This window comes from Bradyrhizobium sp. STM 3843, assembly GCF_000239815.1.
Lineage (GTDB): Bacteria > Pseudomonadota > Alphaproteobacteria > Rhizobiales > Xanthobacteraceae > Bradyrhizobium.
In genome coordinates this window covers 1-20,785 of sequence record NZ_CAFK01000179.1, presented here as the reverse complement: position 1 = coordinate 20,785, position 20,785 = coordinate 1, and the positions used below count along the sequence as shown (strand labels likewise).

Annotated in this window: 20 protein-coding genes, 1 tRNA gene and 2 pseudogenes; 11 read left to right on the top strand and 12 right to left on the bottom strand. The window is 64.1% G+C overall.

Annotated features, from left to right (window positions below; all coding sequences use genetic code 11):
• On the bottom strand, positions 1-1,344 hold a 1,344-nt coding region (locus BRAS3843_RS19160; RefSeq protein WP_035982180.1), incomplete at its 3' end, for a ParB/RepB/Spo0J family partition protein.
• Between the two features lie 1,272 nt (positions 1,345-2,616).
• On the opposite strand from BRAS3843_RS19160, the pseudogene BRAS3843_RS42590 reads away from it, so the two are divergent.
• Positions 2,617-2,790, top strand: a pseudogene (locus BRAS3843_RS42590) (recombinase family protein); the annotation flags it as partial.
• Complete coding sequence (locus BRAS3843_RS39185) at positions 2,724-4,277, top strand: recombinase family protein (protein WP_347379583.1); 1,554 nt, start codon at positions 2,724-2,726, stop codon at positions 4,275-4,277. The pseudogene BRAS3843_RS42590 and the gene BRAS3843_RS39185, both read left to right, overlap by 67 nt.
• On the opposite strand, the gene BRAS3843_RS19150 is transcribed toward BRAS3843_RS39185, so the two are convergent.
• The 4 genes from BRAS3843_RS19150 to mnmA form a co-directional block, all read right to left on the bottom strand.
• A tRNA-Met gene (locus BRAS3843_RS19150) sits at positions 4,234-4,310 on the bottom strand. The two genes, BRAS3843_RS39185 and BRAS3843_RS19150, sit on opposite strands and share 44 nt — an antisense overlap.
• Before the next feature lie 228 nt (positions 4,311-4,538).
• Positions 4,539-4,913 carry a hypothetical protein gene (locus BRAS3843_RS19145; RefSeq protein ID WP_008970652.1) on the bottom strand — a complete coding sequence of 125 codons (375 nt, stop codon included), beginning with the start codon at positions 4,911-4,913 and terminating at the stop codon, positions 4,539-4,541.
• An 87-nt stretch (positions 4,914-5,000) separates the two neighbouring features.
• On the bottom strand, positions 5,001-5,636 hold the full coding sequence (locus BRAS3843_RS19140) for a methyltransferase domain-containing protein (protein WP_008970651.1): 636 nt from the start codon (positions 5,634-5,636) through the stop codon (positions 5,001-5,003).
• Between the two features lie 24 nt (positions 5,637-5,660).
• A complete protein-coding gene (gene mnmA / locus BRAS3843_RS19135) occupies positions 5,661-6,854 on the bottom strand; it encodes a tRNA 2-thiouridine(34) synthase MnmA (protein ID WP_008970650.1) in 1,194 nt (397 codons plus the stop codon).
• A 343-nt stretch (positions 6,855-7,197) separates the two neighbouring features.
• Between mnmA and BRAS3843_RS19130 the strand changes: the two genes are divergently transcribed.
• On the top strand, positions 7,198-8,844 hold the full coding sequence (locus BRAS3843_RS19130; protein WP_244425396.1) for a flagellar hook-length control protein FliK: 1,647 nt from the start codon (positions 7,198-7,200) through the stop codon (positions 8,842-8,844).
• 12 nt (positions 8,845-8,856) lie between these two features.
• Positions 8,857-9,543 carry a flagellar hook capping FlgD N-terminal domain-containing protein gene (locus BRAS3843_RS19125; protein WP_008970648.1) on the top strand — a complete coding sequence of 229 codons (687 nt, stop codon included), beginning with the start codon at positions 8,857-8,859 and terminating at the stop codon, positions 9,541-9,543.
• Positions 9,544-9,567: 24 nt separating this feature from the next.
• On the opposite strand, the gene BRAS3843_RS40830 is transcribed toward BRAS3843_RS19125, so the two are convergent.
• On the bottom strand, positions 9,568-9,774 hold the full coding sequence (locus BRAS3843_RS40830) for a hypothetical protein (RefSeq protein WP_139024917.1): 207 nt from the start codon (positions 9,772-9,774) through the stop codon (positions 9,568-9,570).
• 97 nt (positions 9,775-9,871) lie between these two features.
• On the opposite strand from BRAS3843_RS40830, the gene BRAS3843_RS19120 reads away from it, so the two are divergent.
• From BRAS3843_RS19120 to BRAS3843_RS19095, 6 genes are all read left to right on the top strand, one after another.
• A complete protein-coding gene (locus BRAS3843_RS19120; protein ID WP_002714638.1) occupies positions 9,872-10,147 on the top strand; it encodes a DUF1153 domain-containing protein in 276 nt (91 codons plus the stop codon).
• Positions 10,148-10,481: 334 nt separating this feature from the next.
• Complete coding sequence (gene fliF, locus BRAS3843_RS19115) at positions 10,482-12,089, top strand: flagellar basal-body MS-ring/collar protein FliF (RefSeq protein ID WP_008970646.1); 1,608 nt, start codon at positions 10,482-10,484, stop codon at positions 12,087-12,089.
• A 39-nt stretch (positions 12,090-12,128) separates the two neighbouring features.
• Positions 12,129-13,217, top strand: a complete 1,089-nt coding sequence (gene fliG / locus BRAS3843_RS19110) for a flagellar motor switch protein FliG (protein WP_008970645.1) — start codon at positions 12,129-12,131, stop codon at positions 13,215-13,217.
• On the top strand, positions 13,217-13,858 hold the full coding sequence (locus BRAS3843_RS19105; RefSeq protein WP_008970644.1) for a FliH/SctL family protein: 642 nt from the start codon (positions 13,217-13,219) through the stop codon (positions 13,856-13,858). Before fliG ends, BRAS3843_RS19105 begins: the two co-directional genes overlap by 1 nt.
• Before the next feature lie 3 nt (positions 13,859-13,861).
• Entirely contained in the window at positions 13,862-14,212 is a 351-nt protein-coding gene (fliN, locus tag BRAS3843_RS19100; RefSeq protein WP_008970643.1) for a flagellar motor switch protein FliN, read from the top strand.
• A 59-nt stretch (positions 14,213-14,271) separates the two neighbouring features.
• Positions 14,272-15,651 (top strand): sigma-54 dependent transcriptional regulator, encoded by a 1,380-nt coding sequence (locus BRAS3843_RS19095; RefSeq protein ID WP_008970642.1) that lies wholly within the window; start codon positions 14,272-14,274, stop codon positions 15,649-15,651.
• Between the two features lie 153 nt (positions 15,652-15,804).
• Here the strand turns inward: BRAS3843_RS19095 and BRAS3843_RS41615 are convergent, their stop codons facing one another.
• The 6 genes from BRAS3843_RS41615 to BRAS3843_RS19065 all read right to left on the bottom strand — a co-directional run bounded on the left by BRAS3843_RS41615 (position 15,805) and on the right by BRAS3843_RS19065 (position 20,439).
• Entirely contained in the window at positions 15,805-15,972 is a 168-nt protein-coding gene (locus BRAS3843_RS41615; RefSeq protein ID WP_008970641.1) for a hypothetical protein, read from the bottom strand.
• 84 nt (positions 15,973-16,056) lie between these two features.
• A complete protein-coding gene (locus tag BRAS3843_RS19085) occupies positions 16,057-16,623 on the bottom strand; it encodes a flavin reductase family protein (protein WP_008970640.1) in 567 nt (188 codons plus the stop codon).
• A gap of 9 nt (positions 16,624-16,632) precedes the next feature.
• Positions 16,633-17,463, bottom strand: a complete 831-nt coding sequence (locus BRAS3843_RS19080; RefSeq protein ID WP_008970639.1) for an ATP-binding cassette domain-containing protein — start codon at positions 17,461-17,463, stop codon at positions 16,633-16,635.
• A 7-nt stretch (positions 17,464-17,470) separates the two neighbouring features.
• Positions 17,471-18,277: an ABC transporter permease subunit gene (locus tag BRAS3843_RS19075; protein ID WP_008970638.1), complete on the bottom strand. Its 807-nt coding sequence runs from the start codon at positions 18,275-18,277 to the stop codon at positions 17,471-17,473.
• Positions 18,274-19,443: an FMNH2-dependent alkanesulfonate monooxygenase gene (gene ssuD, locus BRAS3843_RS19070; RefSeq protein WP_008970637.1), complete on the bottom strand. Its 1,170-nt coding sequence runs from the start codon at positions 19,441-19,443 to the stop codon at positions 18,274-18,276. The genes BRAS3843_RS19075 and ssuD overlap by 4 nt, the downstream gene beginning before the upstream one ends.
• A 39-nt stretch (positions 19,444-19,482) precedes the next feature.
• On the bottom strand, positions 19,483-20,439 hold the full coding sequence (locus BRAS3843_RS19065; RefSeq protein WP_008970636.1) for an aliphatic sulfonate ABC transporter substrate-binding protein: 957 nt from the start codon (positions 20,437-20,439) through the stop codon (positions 19,483-19,485).
• Positions 20,440-20,676: 237 nt separating this feature from the next.
• On the opposite strand from BRAS3843_RS19065, the pseudogene BRAS3843_RS40825 reads away from it, so the two are divergent.
• A pseudogene (locus tag BRAS3843_RS40825) lies at positions 20,677-20,760 on the top strand (NapC/NirT family cytochrome c); the annotation flags it as partial.
• Positions 20,761-20,785: the final 25 nt, after the last annotated feature.

The window sequence follows — 20,785 nt, the reverse complement described above, 5'->3', positions numbered from 1 at the left end:
CGCGGTGAGGTCACGAATGAGCGTATCGGACAGCGACTGTTCCTCGTCTTCTTCCTCGTTTTCTCCCTCCGCTCCTTCATCATCGCGCGTGGGTTGATCGTCCCCTCCACCATCCTCATCCGGTGCCTGGGCGTCGCCGTCCTGCCCGTTTTCGGCATGGGGTTTCTCGTCCTCGGGGCGGATGAAACCGCGTTCGATCCTGACGGTGCCGTCATGATTGAGGGTCACGAACGCGCCGCCGCGCGCGACATCACCGGGATCGTAAGCCTGTCGTTTCGCTTCCAACTGCTCGATTTTGCTCTCGAGTTCTCCGAACCGAGCATCCACGTCGTCAGGCAGTTCATCGGCCGTTTGATATCGTTCGGTCAGTCGGTCGAACTCGGATTGAGCGGCTTGGAGAACGGTCTGATCTTCCGCCGACAGCTCGACCGGATGCGGGTAGGCACGGCGCATGCCGTGAGCGTGCGGGAAGTCGAGATAGGGTTCCGTCCACTTCCAACCCTCAGCCGCCCGCAAGCTATCCGCCTCGCGGCCCAGCCGTGCCGTCACCAAGAGATCGAGCAGCCCCACGTCTTCCAGATAGCCGCCGCGATCCTCGGTGAAGAGGTCGCGCTGGACCGTGCCGCCCGCGTCGATGTAGGCCTCTAGCCCGACAAACCGTGCGCGGCGATCGGTAGCGGCCACATGGGTTTCGGTGAGGAGACGGCGGATAGCGCTGGCATCGCGGTCGTAGGAGAGACGCTCATACACGCTTTCCTGCCGGGATTGATCGTCGGTGATGGCGAAGGCCATCAACTGCTCAAGCGTCAGTTCGCCATCGCGATAGAGCTGTATCAATCGCGGAGAAACTGTCCCCAACCGCAGCCGTTGCCGCACCACATGCGGCGTCACCCCGAAGCGAGCGGCGATCTCCTCCGCACCGAAGCCACGCTCCTCGGCAAGCTTCCTGAATGCCTCGAACTGGTCCGCGGGGTGCATGTTTTCCCGGGTGACATTTTCGTCCAGGCTGATTTCATGGGGGTCATTCGCGGTGTCGATGACGCAGCGGATCGGCTCGGACTTCCTGATCTCCTTTCGCTTCACCCGCAAGAGCTGGGCAAGCCGCCTGCCCTCGCCGATCGTCACCAAATAGCACCCGGTAGCTGCTCCCTCTCCATCCAACTCCGGTTCAACGACCAGATTCTGCAAGATGCCCTTGGCGGCGATACTCGCCGCATAGGCTTCAATCGCCGCCTCACTGTGTGGCGCCTTGCGCGCATTGTTCGGCGATTTCTTCAGCTTGTTGAGTGGAATCAAAACCTCCCTTCCACTCACGGGAATGGTTTCAACTGATTTGGCCGACATGATCAAACTTCCTTTTGCTTCCATGGGTGCAAGGCGCACCACGCGCCTGCACCCCTGCCCGTCGGCGAGACCGGGGGTAGCAAGCGCCGGGGCGACCCGAGCGGAGGGGGATCGCCCGCCTGCAAGGGCCGCTCGCAAGAGCGGGTCTGCACACGCTGAGCCATGCAGTCCGGAGTCGGCAGATTGAAAACAGCGCGGAAGACCGGGGAGACCGCTCGGGGCGGCGCCGGCGACAGCCGGTGCTTTACCCTGGCCCGCGCGAGGGGCGGAGCCCATTAGATCTCAAGCGGTAGGATGTTGAGCAAGTCAGCGCAGGTGATAACAAGAGGCAAGAGTGAGAAAATCAAAAGAGGCACCCGCAAGAGGGTCAGCATAGCGCCGACGCGTAGCGGCGGGACCCGGGACCGAGTGCAGTCGCGAGATCGGTCAACAAGGCACCCGAACGCGGGACAGTGATAGCGACGCGGGCATGCAATGCCGGCGGGGACCGCGAGCGAGTGCCTCCGGCGAGCGACACATTATATGTACTTGCGCGACGGATCGAAGCCGAATGGCCGAGAACGCGATGCGGTTCACAAGAGCGCCGTGCAACGATAGCCGCACGCGCCTATGCAACGGCCCCGCAAGCGACGCAATAACACAAATATGATCGGCTTGACCTAGCAGCGGCAACTCATACCGAGATGACGCAAGCCGCTCGATCTAAGCACGAGATGCAGCAGCTTTGCTTGACTTGCAGTTGAGCGAATGAAGCTCACCGTGCTTGATGGCGATCGACAGCTCTGCTGTCGAACTAACACGTCAGGTAGCCTTTCACGATACGGTTTTCTGCGAACTGTAGGCCGTCGTCAATTCCGGCGTTGCTGATGATCCACGTCAAGCGGCGCTAAAGTATTGAGCCCTCGCGATGCGATGCTCTGTCACGACTCTATCTCGCTATTGGCTTCGCCGTACGCTCGCTGCAGAACGTTCGGCGGGTAAAGTCACCTCAAGTTCGACGTCTTTTTCTTGCTGCAACATCCGATCGCAGGACGAAACCATAATGGTCGGTTCCACTGAAGCGTCCGCAGAGGAGCATACCGAGACTGATCGCCGCCTGCGACATTTTGCCGATTGCGTCGCCGCGAGTGCATACACTCCGAAAAATTTCTCGAGGATCTAGGGATTCGATCATGCGGGACGCAGGTCGAAAATTGCCCTTGCAGACGAGTCCGGACGAGGCGATCTTACGCCTTGCACGCGTACTTGCTCGTCTGGCTGCGAGGGAAGATCATGAGAGAGAGCAGGCCAACCGAAGAAACAAAGACGAGAGCGGCGATCTATTCTCGATTCTCGACAGATCTTCAGAACGAACGATCTATTGAGGATCAGCTTTCGCTTTGTCAAAGCTATGCCAGCCGAGAAGGATTAAGCGTCGTCCGTGCTTACGAAGATCGGGCCCGTTCCGGTGGCTCGTTGATGGGACGCGATGGCTTACTGAAGCTATTGGACGATGCGAGAGAGAGAAATCCTTCGATTTCGTCATCGTCGAAGCTCTTGATCGTCTCTCCCGCGACATGGAAGACCTCGCAGGCATCCATAAGCGGCTATCTTTTCTCGGGATCGAGATCCGGGCGGTTCACGAGGGCGTCGTCAACACTGTGCTGGTCGGCCTTCGCGGCCTAGTCGGACAACTCTATCGCGAGGACAACGCACATAAGGTGCGTCGCGGCCAAGCTGGACGGGTCAAGCAAGGCTTGGCTGGAGGTGGCCTGACATACGGTTACGCCCCGATCGCGGGGAAAAGCGGCGAGCGGGTGGTCGTCGAGGCCGAGGCACAAATGATCCGGCGCATCTTTCAGGAATACGTCGACGGCCGAACCCCTCGCGAAATCGCACACGATCTCAACAAGGAGGGAGTGTCACCTCCGCGAGGGCGAGCGTGGAATGCCTCAACCATTAACGGCAACCTTGAGAGGGGGGCCGGCATCCTGCAGAATGAGCTTTATGTGGGACGTCTCGTTTGGAACAAGGTCAGGATGGTGAAAGATCCCGACACGGGAAAACGCCTGTCACGCCCCAACCCGAAGAGTGAGTGGCAGGTTGCTGACGTGCCCCATCTTGCAATTATCAATCCCGAGCTGTTCTCAGCAGCTCAGAAGCGCAAAGAGGAGCGCGGTCGCACCCACCCCAGCCATCAACGTCGGCCCCGCCGGATGCTGTCTGGTCTGCTCCGTTGCGGTTCATGCGGCGCGGGCATGGCGACCAATGGACGGGACAAATCGGAGCGCGTTCGCATTCGCTGCTCGGCAGCGACGGAGAGCGGTACGTGTCCTGACGCCAAGACCTTCTATTTAGACACCGTCGAGAGCGCAGTTCTCAGCGGACTGAAGGCCGAATTGCGCGCACCGAAAGTCATTTCGGAGTACGTGCGCACATATCTCGAAGAACGGAAGCGCCTCGCAATAGCATCAAATGCAAAAAGACAGCGCCTCGAGCAGCAACTTGGGCAATTGAACCGAGAAATCGACCGGCTAGTGAATGCGATCGCAAAAGGGCACGGCGATCCATCCGTTCTCGGTCCGCAATCGACTGCCCTAGACGCCAAACGAAAGCGGATATCCAAGGAGTTGCAGAGTGAGCCGCCAGCCCCAAAAGAGGTGGCGCTGCATCCGGCCATTCTCAAGCAATATGAGGAACAACTCGGTCGGCTTGAAGAGGCGCTAGCGAAAGGTGTCAGTGCTGGCGACGGTGAAGCCGCCGAAGCCATTAGAGATCTAGTCGAAACCGTCACCGTCTTCCGGGATCCAGCGCGCCCGGGTGGTGTGACCGTGGAGATAACAGGCCGTCTAAATGCTCTGCTGGGGGAAACGGCTTATCCAAACCGCGTCAAAGGAGTGTGGGGAAAGATGGTAGCGGGGGAGGGACTCGAACCCCCGACCCCAGGATTATGATTCCCGTGCTCTAACCAGCTGAGCTACCCCGCCACGGTGCGTCGGCCAAGGTCCAGTGCGGGTCAAAAGACCGCGGACGGCTTCGCGAACGCGCGGCATATAAGGAGTCCGTCGACGGCCTGTCAAGCAACCGTCGCGGACATTGCAAACCTTACGCTCCGCATGTCGCGCGACGCGCCGATGCAATCCCGGTTCGACCGCGGCGATATCGTGACCACCCGGCCTGCCGCGCGCCCCGCCGCTTGTGGAACGAGAGCCCGCTCACTTCGGCTGCACGTTCGGATTCCCGCCGGGGCTGCCGGGCGGCGGGATCACCGGCGTCGTGCCGCCCTCCGGGGTCGGCGCATGCATCTCGGGATCGACGCCGGCCGGCGGACACAGGACGCCGTTGGTCTTGGCAAGCTTGTCGCCCAGCGGCTCGCCGGCTTGGCCGGTGGTGATGCCGTCCGGGGTCGGGGTTGCCCGCGCATTGGGGGCGCAAGCCGCGTTCTGATCGGCGGACGGCGCGGGCGCAGTGGCCTGCGGCGGCGTGGCTGGGGTCGGCGGGGCCTGGCCGTGAACCGCAGTCGCAGTGCTCGCCGCAAGCGCGAATGAAGCCGCGAGGAAAGGAACAGCGAATGATGTCCTGATGCTCATGGCTCGGCAACGCCGGGCCGGCGATGTCGTTCCGCCCGTATCGTTCCGTCGGGGTCGTTGACGGCTGATGGAACCGCCCTGCCCCGATCAATTCTTGCGGTAGCGGATCAGCGAGAAATGCCCAAGCGGCGGCATGGGGCGCCGTTCGGCCAAGGTCACACCACCGTGTCTGGCGGCCCAATTGGTCAGCCGCGCCCAGGGGAACTCCGGTCGCCAGCCGAGCCGTCGGGCAATCGGCGCGAACGCCAGTTCGAACATCCGGCGCGGGCCGGTCTCGGCGCCGATATGATTGACCAGGATCAGCTCGCCGCCGGGCTTGAGCACGCGGATGAAATCGTCGAGCGTCGCTTCCGGGTCGGGCACCGCAGTGATGACATATTGCGCGACCACCGCATCGAACAGATTGTCGGCGAAGGCGAGGTTCTTCGCATCCATCACTGCCAGCACTTCGACATTGCTGAGCTTGAGCTCGCGCACGCGCTGCTGCGCCCGCCGCAACATCGGCTCGGAAATGTCGACGCCGCAGATTTTGGTCGTGCGTGCATAGTCCGAGAGCGAGAGCCCGGTGCCGACGCCGACGTCGAGAATGCGGCCGCCGATCCGGTTCGCCTCCGCGATGGTGGATTGCCGTCCCTCGTCGAACACCTTGCCGAACACCAGGTCGTAGACCGGCGCCCAGCGCTCATAGGCCTTTTCGACCCCGGCGCGGTCGATGTCCCCCATGCCCCTCTTACCTTGACTTGATGATCAGCCGCGGACGGCCTCGGCGATGCGCTGCGGCCCCGCGCTGCGGCCCGTGGCTTGCGGCTTGGAATCGGCGCTCTGGATGAAACCGCCGCCCAGCACGCGGGCGCGGCCGGACGGAGCGTCGTAGAACACACAGGCTTGTCCCGGCGAAACGCCCTCTTCGCCGGCGACGAGTTCGACCTCATAATGCCCATCGGCGCCGCGCAGCCAGGCCGGCTGCGGCGGACGCGTCGAGCGCACCCGCACGAACAGCTCGAGCCCGCCACGCAGGGCGGCATCGAGCGCGCCGTCGCCGATCCAATTGACCTCACGCAGCAGGATGCGATGCGTGCGCAGCGCCTCGCGCGGACCGACCACCACGCGCCGGGTCTGCGCATCGAGCCTGATGACATACAGCGGCGCGCCCTTGGCGATGCCGAGCCCCTTGCGCTGGCCGACCGTGAAATTGGCGATGCCGTGGTGATTGCCGAGCACGCGGCCGTCGAGATCGACGATCTCGCCCGGCTCCATCGCGTTCGGCCTGAGACGGCCGATGACATCGGTGTAGCGGCCGGTCGGCACGAAGCAGATGTCCTGGCTGTCGTGCTTGTCGGCGACCTCGAGCTCGAAACGCCGCGCCAGTTCGCGCACCTCGGGCTTGGTCATGTCGCCGAGCGGAAAACGCAGATAGTCGAGCTGCTCACGCGTGGTCGCGAACAGGAAATAGCTCTGGTCGCGATCGGCATCCGCGGCGCAGATGAGCGCGCGCGATCCGTCGGCCAGCCGGCGCGAGGCAACATAATGGCCGGTCGCCAGCACCGCGGCGCCGAGCTCGCGCGCGGTCGACAGAAGATCGCCGAACTTGATGGCGCGGTTGCACTCGATGCAGGGCACCGGCGTCTCGCCCGAAGCATAGCTCGCGGCGAAATTGTCGATCACGGACTCGCGGAAGCGGTCTTCGTAGTCCAGCACGTAATGCGGAATGCCGAGCCGGGCTGCGACATTGCGCGCATCGTGGATGTCCTGGCCGGCACAGCAGGCGCCCTTGCGGTGGGTCGCCGCGCCATGATCGTAGAGCTGCAGGGTGATGCCGACCACGTCATAGCCTTGCGACTTCAACAGCGCAGCCGTCACCGAGGAGTCCACGCCGCCGGACATGGCGACGACCACCCTGGTGTCCTGCGGACGGCCTTCGAGATCGAGACTGTTGAGCATGGTCAGGTCACTGCGATGGACCACGGGCGGGCTCCCTGCTGACCGGGAACTCTCGCGTGGCGCCGTTATGCGGTTAGCAAGCCCTCCTCGCGATCTTCCGGCCCGGACCAAGGCCCGATCGGTAACGCGAAAAAAGCCACTCTCTAATATAGGTGCGTGTCCTGCGAAGCAATCGCGCTCGCCGCAGGCCTGCGCGGCAAATCTTGCCGGCCGGGCAGAAACGGCGTGGGTGCCGAGGCGCGACGGTCAGGCCGACACCGATATAACATATTGATATTAAAAGAATAAATCAGGAGCGCCGGGCTGGCCCGCTCCTTGCTGAACCGCTTCGGTTGAGTCGATCGTGAGAGGTTCTAAGGTGGTCAGCGTCACGACAGAAATTACGGCCAGCACGGCCTACCAGGCAACGGCAGCGAAGTCGACGCGGCCCGATCCCGCGCAGCTCACCGACAGCTTCGCGGCGCTGGTCGATGCTGCGACCCCGCCGTCCGATTCGTCCTCTTCTGCGCCGACCACGTCCCCGCCGAGCCCGCCGCAGCGCAGCAGCAGCACGAATTCATCCAGCGCCAGCCGCGACTCCTCGCCAAGCAGCAGCAACGACGCCTCGGGCCCCCGTTCTGCGAGCGACAGCGACCCGAGTTCAGCGCGTCCCGACCGGACGACCGACACCGGCCAGACCGACAAGGCCAGCAAGAGCGGCAAGTCGGACAGCAATTCGGACGGCAAGTCCGCCGCGACTTCCAGCAAATCGGGAACGGACAACGGCAAGTCGACCGGCAAGACCGACACTGACAAGAGCGCCAAGGACGACAGCGCGGCCGCCGCAGCTGCTGTGACCCCGACCGCAGTGCCGACCACCCCGATTGCCGTCGCGGTTCAACCCACCATCGGTCCGGCCGATACACCGGCCGCGCCGGCGACCACCGACGGCGCGGACTCCGCCGTCACCGCCGCAGCCACAACTGCAGCCTCCGCCCAGGCGGCCGCCGCCGCGACCGGCGCGTCCGGCACGGTGGACGCCAAAGCGGGCCTGATGGCCGCAGCGGCCAAGGCCACCAATGGCACAAGCGCGAAAGCGACCGACGACACCACGGGCGGCACTTCGACCGCGACGACGTCAGGCGCAACCGAAGATGCCAAGCCAGCGGGTGCATTTGCGGCTGCGCTCGACGCCGCCGCGCCCTCGACCGCGAAGACATCGGGCAAAGCCGCGGCCGCACAGCCCAAGGCGACCGGTGCCACCGCAGACGGCGCCAAGGCGCCGGACACGACAGCGCCGCAGACCCAGGCCGCTCAGACCAACCCGACCGGCACCGCGCCACAGCAGGCAGAGATCGACAAGGCCGCAGTCCCCGTGGCCGACGCCGCCAAGAGCAACGGCAATGCGGCTTCGCCGGCCGCGCATGATCGCGCCGGCGCGCAGGTCGATGTGCAGGCCCCCATCAGCTCCGACCCGAGCGCACAAGTGGCCAGCGCCTTGCAGCCGCAGATCTCGGCGCCCACCTCGACGGCTGCGCCAATCACGTCGGCGAACCTGACCGCGACCGCCGCGACGTCAGGCACGGTGCCGCTGCATGGCGTTGCGGTGGAGATCGCTGCCTCCGCATTGAACGGCAAGAGCCGCTTTGAGCTGCGGCTCGATCCGGCCGAGCTCGGCCGGATCGATGTCCGCATCGATGTCGACAAGAACGGCCAGGTCACCTCGCATCTGCGGGTCGAGAAGCCGGAAACGCTGTCGATGCTGCAGCAGACCGCGCCGCAGCTGCAGCAGGCCCTCAACGATGCTGGCCTCAAGACAAACAGCGGCGGGCTTTCATTCTCGCTACGTGACCAGACCTCTTCCGGCCAGAACGGCAACGACAATCAGTCCAACAACAGCAATGCGCAGCGCCTGATCGTGACCGAGGACGAGACCGTTGCGGCCCAGATGGCCGGACGGTCCTACGGCCGGATGCACGGGTCGCAGGGTGGCGTGGATATCAGGGTGTAAAGGAGATCGATCATGGCGACTGGTGATGCAATCGCGGCGACCACTCCGGTTTCAGGGACGACGACGCCCACATCGAACTCAAACACGTCTTCGAGCTCGAATACGTCGATTGCGGGCAACTTCCAGACCTTCCTGACGCTGCTGACGACGCAGCTGAAGAACCAGAACCCGCTCGACCCGCTGGACACCAACCAGTTCACCCAGCAGCTGGTGCAATTCGCCGGCGTCGAGCAGCAGCTCAAGACCAATGATCAGCTCGCTTCGCTGCTCTCGGTGGAGCAGACGACGCAGGCGACCCAGGCGCTCGCCTTTGTCGGCAAGACCGCCGTGGTCAACGGCTCGACGACAAGTATGGTCAAGTCGGCAGCGGCCTGGAACCTCAACATTCCGTCGAACTGCAATCTGACGTTGACCATCACAAACAGCGTCGGCCAGACCGTCTACACCGGAAAAGCTTCGGCTAGCGCCGGCAACAACCAGCCATTCCAATGGGACGGCCGGGGCAATGACGGCACGCAATGGCCTGACGGACAGTACAAGCTGACCACCACGGCGACCGACACGTCTGGCAAGCCAGTGGCGATCACCACCCAGATCGCGGGTGTGGTCTCGTCCGTCGATCTGAGCCAGCAGCCGCCGTTGCTGTCGATTGGCGGCCAGACCTATACGGTCAACCAGATCCAGCAGATCGTTAATTAGCGCCCATACCTTCCGAAGTTCGCGTCACCTCGCGGCAGGTTCGTTGGCGAACTTCGGACATCCGAACACCACCCGCTCTGCACGGACGCCAACGGCGTTGATCCAGTGCTTCAACATGAAGCTCGCCTGAGACGCCAGGACTTCGGGCCAAGGCCCGGAAAGATTTAAGAATTCATTTACCATGATCAGCAGTCTGGCGCTTTTCGGCGCCGGACCGCTCGTCATTTCCAAGGAGCCTCTTATTGCGCGACTTCGCTTAGGCAAATTTTAAGCGGGTCGGCGTAGGTTACTACCGTGAGTTCAGTGGTTAAGAGTTTGTGAGTAAGCCATGACAGAACCCCATCGCCCGAGGGTGAAATACGTCATCGGGCCGGACGGCAGCCCGCTCACCATCGCCGATCTGCCCGCGCCCGGCACCAAACGGTGGGTGATCCGCCGCAAGGCCGAAGTCGTCGCCGCTGTCCGCGGCGGACTGCTGTCCCTTGAGGAGGCCTGCAGCCGTTACACCCTGACCGTCGACGAATTCCTGTCCTGGCAATTCTCGATCGACCAGCACGGTCTCGCCGGCCTGCGCACCACCCGAATTCAGCAATATCGTCAATAGATCCTTAACGACGCCATCCTGATTCGAAAAAAAACGGCTTGGCCACGCCAAGCCGTTTTTTCGCATGTCGACAGTTTGTTAGTACCCTTTAACAGGCGTTAACCATATCGAAACCTTCCCATAGGCAATAATTGCCCAGTGGTCCGATTCAGATTTCGCGCGCCGCCCGCAAGCCGCGGTGTCCGTAGTCGAGGTCGAGAGACCATTTGGAATGCAGGTGCCCGGCGAAGGTTGGATCAAATCTCGCGTTAATTGCAATCGGCCGTAAAGGCCCGCGACGTTCAAATCCCGCTCTCGCCGCCACCTGTTGAATACCGAACTGTGGGGCAGTTGCTTGCAAGGCCTGGTTGACTTCCTGAAGGGTTTGGGCGCCGCGCGGCTGATGGCGATGATCGCGGTGACGGCCGCGCTGATCGGCTTCTTCGCGTTCGTCATCATGCGCGTGACCACGCCGCAAATGACCACTCTTTTTACCGATCTCAGCATGGAGGACTCCTCCAGCATCATCAAGGATCTGGAGCGTCAGGGCATCCAATTCGAGCTGCGCAACGACGGCAGCGTCATCCTGGTGCCGAAGGACAAGGTGACCCGGCTGCGCATGAAGCTCGCCGAGGGCGGCCTGCCCAAGGGCGGCGGCGTCGGCTATGAAATCTTCGACAAGTCGGATGCGCTGGGCACCACCAGCTTCGTGCAAAACATCAATCATCTGCGCGCGCTGGAAGGCGAGCTCGCCCGCACCATCCGGTCCATCGACCGCGTCCAGGCGGCGCGCGTGCACCTGGTGCTGCCGGAGCGCCCCCTATTCTCGCGCGAGACGCCGGAGCCGTCGGCCTCGATCGTCGTGCGCGTGCGCGGGACGCTCGACCCGGCGCAGATCCGCGCCATCCGCCACCTGGTGGCCTCGGCCGTCAACGGGTTGAAGCCGCAGCGGGTCTCGATCGTCGACGAGGCCGGCCAGCTGCTCGCCGACGGCTCGGTCACCGACGTCGACCAGGCGGTCGGCGACGAGCGGCGCACCGCCTTCGAGAAACGGATGCGCAAGCAGGTCGAGGACATCGTCTCCTCCGTGGTCGGCCAAGGCCGCGCCCGGGTGCAGCTCTCGGCCGATTTCGACTACAACCGCATCACCCAGACCTCCGACAAATACGACCCCGAAGGCCGGGTGCTGCGCTCCAGCCAGACCCGGGAAGAGCAGTCGGCGACCACCGAGAGCAACGGCCAGGTCACGGTCGCCAATGAACTGCCGGGCACGCCACCGAACGTCAACCCGCAGACCCCGCGCGACCAGAGCAAGAAGACCGAGGAAACCAACAATTACGAGATCTCGCGGACGACCAAGACCGAGGTCACCGAGGCCGGCCGCGTCAACCGCATCTCGGTCGCGGTGCTGGTCGACGGCGCCTACGACAAGAACGAGAAGGGCGACCTGGTCTACAAGGAGCGCAGCAAGGAGGAGCTCGACCGCATCGCGGCTCTGGTGCGATCGGCGATCGGCTTCGACCAGAAGCGCGGCGACCAGGTGGAAGTGGTCAATCTGAAGTTCGCCGAAGCTCCTGCGGTGCCGCAGATCAACGAACCGAGCGGCATCCTCGGCATGCTGCAGTTCACCAAGGACGACGTCATGTACGTCATCGAGCTCGGCGTGATGATGCTGCTCGGCCTGGTCGTGATGTTCATGGTGATCCGCCCGCTGGTGAAGAAGATCCTCGCCTCCGAAGACGTCGCCGCGCTGACCGGGTTGCCGGCGCTCACCGATGAGACCGCCCAGGCCGTGGCGCAGGCCGCCAGCTCGCAGCAGACCGCGCATCTGATCGACGTCGCCCAGGTCCAGGGCCAGGTTCATGCCCAATCCGTGCACCGCGTAGGCGAGCTGGCCGACCGCAATCCGGGCGAGGCCGCCGCCATCATCCGCCAGTGGCTCGCCGAGCCGCAACAGAATTGATCCAGAAACGTCAGCGCAGAAACTGAAGCATAGATCGCCATGTCGCTCCCACAGACGCAGAACGCAAACACGAACGACATCTCCACCGTCATCGCGACGCTCGCCAGCCGTCAGGCCCAGCGTCCGAAGAGCGAGCCCCTGAGCGGGCCGCGGCGCGCCGCCGTCATGATGCTTGCGCTCGGCGAGCAATATGGCGGCAAGATCTGGCAGCAGCTCGACGACGACGAGGTGCGCGAGCTGTCGCTCGCGATGTCCACCCTCGGCACCGTCGAGGCTGACGTGGTCGAAGACCTGATGCTGGAATTCGTCTCGCGAATGTCGGCCTCCGGCGCGCTGATGGGCAATTTCGACGCAACGGAGCGGTTGCTGCAGCAATATCTGCCGTCGGAACGCGTCAGCGGCATCATGGACGAGATCCGCGGCCCCGCCGGCCGCAACATGTGGGAGAAGCTCTCCAACGTCCAGGAAGAGGTGCTCGCGAATTATCTCAAGAACGAATATCCGCAGACCATCGCGGTCGTGCTGTCCAAGCTGAAGCCGGAACATGCCGCGCGCGTGCTGGCGATCCTGCCGGAGGACATGGCGCTCGACGTGATCGGCCGCATGCTGCGGATGGAGGCCGTACAGAAGGAGGTCATCGAGCGGGTCGAGCAGACCTTGCGCACCGAATTCATGTCGAACCTGTCGCAGACCCGCCGCCGCGACGCCCACGAGGTCATGGCGGAGATCTTCAACAATTTCGACCGCCAGACCGAAACCCGCTTCATCACCTCGCTGGAAGAAGAGAACCGCGAATCCGCCGAGCGCATCAAGGCGCTGATGTTCACCTTCGACGACCTGATCAAGCTCGACTCGGCCTCCGCGCAGACCCTGATGCGCAATGTCGACAAGGACAAGCTTGGCGTCGCGCTCAAGAGCGCCAACGAGGAGGTTCGCAACTTCTTCTTCAGCAACATGTCCTCCCGCGCCGCCAAGATGCTGCAGGACGACATGGCCGCGATGGGACCGGTGCGCCTGCGCGACGTCGACGAGGCACAGGCGCTGCTCGTGAACCTGGCCAAGGACCTCGCCGCCAAGGGCGAGATCATGCTCACCAAGAACCGCGCTGACGACGAACTGGTGTATTGATGGCAGCGCCCGCGAAATTCCTGTTCGACACCGACTTCTCCGCACCCGACAAGTCGCGGGAGCGGGCGGCGACGGCCGCCGAGATCGCGCAGAAGGTCGCAGCCGCCGAAGCGGTCGCCTACCGCAATGGCTACGAGGCCGCGCAGCGCGAAGCCAAGGTCGAAGCCGATCGCCGCATGGCGGCCTCGCTCGAACAGATCAACATCCATCTGCAAGGCATCGCCGCGCGCTTCGCCGTCGTCGAGGAGCGGATGGAGACCGAAGCGGTGGACGTTGCGATCGCGGTCGCCCGCAAGCTGTGCGGCGCGCTGATCGCGGCCGAGCCGCTCGGCGAGATTACCGGTCTCATCACCGACTGTTTCGCTCACCTGGTCGCAACGCCGCATCTCGTCGTGCGCATCAACGAACAGCTTTACGACACCGCGCGCGAGCGGATCGAGAAGCTTGCCAAGCAGAGCGGCTTCGAGGGCCGCCTCGTCATCCTGGCCGAGCCGGAGATCGTGACCGGCGATTGCCGGATCGAATGGGCCGATGGCGGCGTGGTGCTGGAGCGGGCGGCCATCGAAGCCAAGATCAACGAACTTGTGGGGCGCTACATAGCGTCCAGGAATCCGGCCGCCGCTGCGGTCAAGGGAGTTTAAGTCATGAGCGACACCGATTCTCAGGTCCCGCTTCCCGATCTCAACGGCACCGACGCGCCGCCGCTCGGCGACGTCACCTATACCGACGACGAGCAGGCCGCACGCATCGCCGCTGATCTCGAAGCCGTGTTCGACGTGCCGGTGCAGGTCTCGGCCGTGCTCGGCCGCTCCAAGATGGATGTCGGCGAGCTGTTGAAGCTCGGGCCGGGCACCGTGCTCGAGCTCGACCGCAAGGTCGGCGAAGCCATCGATATCTACGTCAACAACCGTCTCGTGGCACGCGGCGAGGTGGTGCTGGTCGAAGACAAGCTCGGCGTGACGATGACAGAAATCATCAAATCCGATCGCAACTGACACGAATGACAGACGCGCGCCTTGTCGGAGCAGCGCGGAGGAACGAATAGGAGATTGACATGCGGCTTCTGATCGTCGGGACGCTGAAGGGCCAGCTCACCGCCGCCACCAAGATCGCCATGGACAATGGCGCGACCGTCACTCACGCCGAGGACAATGAGCAGGCGATGCGCGTACTGCGCGGCGGCAAGGGCGCCGACCTGCTGCTGGTCGAGGTCGGGCTCGACATCCGCGACCTGGTGATGCGGCTCGATGCCGAGCACATTCATGTTCCGATCGTCGCTTGCGGCATCACCAGCGACGCCCGCGCCGCGGTCGCCGCGATCCATGCGGGGGCCAAGGAATATATTCCGCTGCCGCCCGAGCCGGAGCTGATCGCAGCGGTTCTGGCCGCCGTCGCCAACGACTCCCGCGATCTGGTCTACCGCGACGAGGCGATGGCCAAGGTGATCAAGCTCGCTCAGCAGATCGCCGGCTCCGATGCATCGGTGATGATCACCGGCGAATCCGGCACCGGCAAGGAGGTGCTGGCGCGTTACGTGCACAGCCGCTCGGCGCGCGCCAAACGTCCCTTCATCTCGATCAACTGCGCCGCCATCCCCGAACACCTCCTGGAATCCGAACTGTTCGGCCATGAGAAGGGCGCCTTCACCGGCGCGGTGGCGCGCCGGATCGGCAAGTTCGAGGAAGCCTCCGGCGGCACGCTGCTGCTCGACGAAATCTCCGAGATGGACGTGCGGCTGCAGTCGAAGCTGCTCCGCGCCATCCAGGAGCGCGTGATCGATCGCGTCGGCGGCACCCGGCCGGTTCCGGTCGACATCCGCATCATCGCCACCTCGAACCGCAATTTGGCCGATGCCGTGCGCGAGGGCAGCTTCCGCGAGGACCTCCTGTTCCGGCTCAACGTCGTGAACCTCAAGATCCCTCCTCTCCGTGAGCGCCCGGCCGACATCCTTGAGCTCGCCCATCACTTCGCGCGCAAATATTCCGATGCCAATGGCGTGCCGCTGCGGCCGATTTCGGCCGACGCCAAGCGCGTGCTGACCACCAATCGCTGGCCGGGCAATGTGCGCGAACTGGAGAACACCATGCATCGCGCGGTGCTGATGGCCGTTGGCGACGAGATCGGGGCCGATGCGATCCTCACCCCCGACGGCGACCGTCTCGACATCGTCAAGACGCAGCCTGCCGTGGCCCATGCGACCATGGCCGCGGAACAGGTGACGCGGGCCCTGGTCGGCCGCACCGTGGCCGACGTCGAGCGCGACCTGATCCTGGAGACGCTGAAGCATTGCCTCGGCAATCGGACGCATGCGGCCAACATCCTGGGCATCTCGATCCGCACGCTGCGCAACAAGCTCAACGAATATGCCGATGGCGGCGTGCCGATCCCGCCGCCGGGCGCAGGCGAAGCGCGGATGCCGACGACGATCGGCTAATTCGGACGCTTCACCGCTATCTTGTGCGATCGCGTCTGTTCATCGAGGCGATCGCGCCCCTCGTTACGGACGTCATTGCGAGGAGCCCACCGGGCCGCGCATTCGCGCGGACCGGTCGGCTCGCAATGATGCTTCGCCCTAGTTCGCGCCTCCTTACGAATAATTCGGCGCGTCCGGACTGCGGAAGATGTGGATGGGGTCGCCGGGCGTGAACTCGCGCCGTGTCAAGGTCGCGTAGGCATAGAGCGCGAGATAGAGGATCGCGGCCGTGCCGACGACATACAACGCCCAGGTACCGATACGCTTGCCGATACGCTTCATTGGCTCCGCCAAAATAGAATGAAGCGCTTCTAAGCCCTCTGTCCGACGAACGCCAGTCCGACGCAGCAACCTGCCGCCTCGGCTCTAGCTTCGCGACGGCGGATTCGGCACGCTGAGCGCGGCAAGCCGCGCCATGTCCTCATCGCGATCGACAGCTACATAGCCGCCCTGCCAATAGGCCAGCGCGGCCGCCGTGGGACCGACATCGAGATGCAGCACCCGGCCGATCACGATCGCATGTGAATGCCGTTCGATGATCTCCTCGACCTCGCAGTCGATCGCCGCCAGCGCGCCGACCAGGAGCGGCACGCCCGTGATCCGCTTGCGCCAGTCGGCGCCGGCAAAGCGCTCCGCGCCTTTCAGCCCGCCTTTGCCGGCGAAGCGCTCAACGATCTCGAGCTGATCGGCGGCGGGGATGTTGACGCCGAAGGCGCGCTCACTCTGCAGCAGCGGCCAGGACGAGGCACCGCGGTTGATGCTGACGATCACCGACGGCGGATCGACCGCAAGCGAGGACACCGAGGTCACGGTCATGCCCGATATCTCGCTGCCGCGGCCGACCGTGATCACGCTGACGCCGCCCACGAGATGCCGCATCGCGGCGCGGAAATCCGCGTCTGCTTGCGGCGCGATGCGTACGATCGAGTTCATGAGAGGCCCCTATTCCGTCAGGCCCGGCCCGAGCAGCTCGCGCAGGATCGCACCTTCCAAGGTGGCGAGATCGGCGGAGCCGCGCTCGCGCGGGCGCGTCATCTCGACCTTGATGTCCTCGGCAATGCGGCCACCTTCGATCACCAGCACGCGATCTGCAAGCGCCACCGCTTCGGAGACGTCGTGGGTGACGAGAATCGCCGTAAAGGCCTGGTCGGCCCAGACCCGCTCGAGCAGCCGTTGCATCGTAATCCGCGTCAGCGCATCGAGCGCGCCCAGCGGCTCGTCGAAGGCAAGCAGCCGCGGCCCGCTGACCAGCGCGCGCGCCAAGGCGACACGCTGCTTCTGGCCTCCGGACAGCACGGACGGCCACTGATCGCGCTTGTCGGCCAGGCCGACTTCGGCAAGCGCGTGGCTCGCGCGCTCGTGCGCGCCTTGCGCCTTGCGATCGCGGCCAAGGCCGACCTCGACATTCGCCAGCACCCGTGCCCAGGGCAACAGCCGCGGCTCCTGGAACATCACTCGGACGTCCTCCGGTCGCGCGGTCGCGCCAAAGCTGATCGTGCCGGCGGTCGGCTTCTCGAGACCGGCGATCAGCCGCAGCAGCGTGCTCTTGCCGCAACCCGAGCGGCCGACGATCGCAACGAACTGGCCGGCGGGGATGTGCAGATCGATGCCGCGCAGCACCTCATGGTCACCGAAGGATTTGCGCAGGTCACGGATGGTCAGCGGCAGGCCGCGGGCTTCTGCCGTTTCGCGCAGGGCTTGCGCCTGCGGCACGAAATCCGATCGGTCAATGGTTTCGGTGCCGGACAGCGGGACGCGAAGGACTTGCTGCATGGAGACCTCAAACTTTGCTGAATGCCGGGTGCCAGGCGAGGGTCAGCCGCTCCAGCACGCGTGCGGCGCTGTCGGCGACCTTGCCCAGCAGAGCGTAGATCAGGATCGAGAGTACGACGACGTCGATCTGCATGAACTCGCGCGCCTGCATCGCCATGTAGCCGAGCCCGGAGGAGGCCGCGATGGTCTCGGCGACGATCAGGGTCAGCCACATGATGCCGAGCGCAAACCGGATGCCGACGAAGATCGATGGCAGCGCGCCGGGGAAGATCACGCGGCGGAACAGTTCACCATCCGTCATGCCATAGACGCGTCCCATCTCGATCAGCTGCGGATCGACGGTGCGGATACCATGCAGCGTGTTGAGATAGATCGGGAAGAACACGCCAAGCGCGACCAGAAACAGCTTGGCGCTCTCGTCGATGCCGAACCACAGGATGACCAGCGGGATCAGCGCCAGATGCGGCACGTTGCGCACCATCTGCAAGGTGGTGTCGGTGAGCTTCGCCGAAAGTTCCGACAGACCGTTGGCAAGCCCGAAAGCGAAGCCGATGCCGCCCCCGATCAGGAAGCCGATGCTGGCGCGCCAGAAGCTGACCCAGATGTTCTGCGCCAGTTCGCCGGAGAGCAGCAGCTTCCAGCCGGCGCGCGCCACATCGCTCGGCGCCGGCAGTACGCGCACCGGCACCAGGCCGGCGACGCAGGCCGCCTGCCAGATCAGGATGATGGCGAAAGGAACGAGCCAGGGAATGAGTCCGTCGGCGCGCGGCAGAACGAGCTTACGGACGCGTGGCAGGCTGTCGATCAAGCTCATGATTGCGAGGCCCTCCGCAGCGGCAACTGCTCGTTGGCGATGGTCTCGCCGAACGGGCCGGTGTTCGCCCGCAGCCTGGAGATATGATCCGGCCGATCCAAGGCAAGCCGCGGAAACACCAACTCGGCGAAGCGATAAGCTTCTTCCAGATGAGGGTACCCGGACAGGATGAAAGTGTCGATGCCGATGTCCTGATATTCCTTGATGCGCGCAGCCACCGTCTCGGGATCGCCGACCAGTGCGGTGCCGGCCCCGCCGCGGACCAGGCCGACGCCGGCCCACAGATTCGGGCTGATCTCGAGCTTGTCGCGGCGGCCGCCATGCAGCTGCGACATGCGCTGCTGGCCGACCGAATCCATCCGCGCAAAGATCTTCTGTGCGGACGCGATCGTTTCATCTGTCACATATTTGATCAAATCGTCGGCCGCCCCCCAGGCCTCCGCATTGGTCTCGCGCACGATCACGTGAAGCCGGATGCCGAAGGAGAGCTTGCGGCCGCGCTTGTCGGCGACCGCCTTCACCTTGGCGATCTTCTCGGCCACTTGCGCTGGCGGCTCGCCCCAGGTGAGATATTTCTCGACCGTATCGACGGCGACATCGATGCCGGCATCCGACGAGCCGCCGAAGAACAGCGGCGGCCGCGGTGCCTGCACCGGCGGAAACAGCAGCCGCCCGTCCTCGATCCGGATGTGCTTGCCGGAGAAGTTCATCGCCTTGCCTTCCAGCAGGTCGTTGTAGACGGTGAGGAATTCCCGCGTGACCTCGTAGCGCTCCGCATGCGACAGGAAAATGCCGTCGCCCTTGTTCTCGACCGGATCGCCGCCGGTCACGACGTTGACCAGCAGTCGCCCATTGGTGACGCGGTCCAGCGTCGCGGTCATGCGCGCCGCGACGCTGGGCGACTGCAGCCCGGGACGCACCGCGACCAGATAGCGCAAGCGTTCCGTGAACGGCGCCACGGCGGAGGCCACGATCCAGGAATCCTCGCAGCTTCGCCCGGTCGGGATCAGCACGCCATAGTAGCCGAGCTGGTCGGCAGCCTGTGCGATCTGGCGCAGATAGTTGAAATTGACCTCGCGGCCGCCTTCCGACGTGCCGAGATAGCGGCTGTCGCCATGGGTCGGCAGAAACCAGAGGATGTTGGCGTTCGAAGCAGATTGACTCATAGGGATCTCACAATTGGATATCGTTGCACAACACGCGTCTCAGGTGGACGGCGTCCACTTCCAGACGATGTCGGCGACCGTGATGGATTTCGGAATCAGGCCGAGCCGGGTGAAGCGATCAGCCACCGCCTGCTGGCTCTTGATGATCTCGTCATCGACGGGGACGACGCTGTAGGTGGAGCGGTCGACGAAGCGCCTGACCGCCTCGAGATTGACGCCGGTCGCCTCGGCCTGCGCTTTGGCGACCTCCTCGTGATGGCTATTCGCCCATAGCCCTTCGGCCGCGAACGTCGCATTCAGCTTCGCGACCAGGCCGGGATACTTCTCCACAAAATCCTGGCCGACGATGTAGAAGGCATTCGGCTTATGCACGTCCTTGTCCCAGGCGATCACGCGCGCATTCTCCTTGAGCTCGGCGAGCGCGAGATACGGATCCCAGATCGACCAGGCATCGACCGAGCCCTTCACGAAAGCAGCCGTGGCATCGGCGGGCGCGAGCGGCGCCGGCGTGATATCGCTCCAGGACAGCCCGGCTTTTTCCAGCGCAGCAACCAGCAGATTATGCGCGCTGGAGCCCTTGCCGAAGGCAATGCGCTTACTTTTCAAATCAGCGAGCGTCTTGATCGGCGAGTCCTTCGGCACCACGATCGCCTGCGTGTTGCCGTTCTGCTTGACGGCGGCGGCATAACGAATCTTGGCGCTCGCGGCCTGGGCGAAGATCGGCGGCGCGTCGCCGACATAGCCGAAATCGACGCTGCCGACATTGATGGCCTCCAGCAGCGGCGGACCGAACTGGAAATCGACCCAGACGATGTCGATTCCTTCAGGCTTGAACGCGTCCTCGATCGTGCGGCGCGCCTTCACGGCTGGGAAGAACCCGCCCTTCTGGGTGCCGATGCGGATCTCCTTCGGCCTGTCTCCGGCGCGCGCCGGCGCAGCCAAGGCCGTAAGCGCCGCCGCACCAAGCGATAGTGTCAGGAAGTCCCGCCGTTTCATTGCCATCTCCCGATCGTCACGAAGGCATCTGCATTGATGCACTGCGAAGATGATGGAGATCGGCGAAATGGCTGTCGAGCGCCCCGGCAAAATAGCGATGAGCGCACTCTCGCGGCGCCGACCGGCGCGCTGTTTGTTTCAATAAGCCAAGCCGATGCAGCGAGAATTTCTAGCGGCCGAGCGCGTGATCACGCCGCTTCACGGATCATCAACCATGTCAACGATGGGGCCGCCTCATCCGGCGAGAAGACCTGCATCGACTGCCACAAGGGCATCGCGCATCATTTGCTGGATATGCGCGGAGTGCCGGGCGAGCAGTAGGGATAAGCTCCGCGCTCACTTTGCG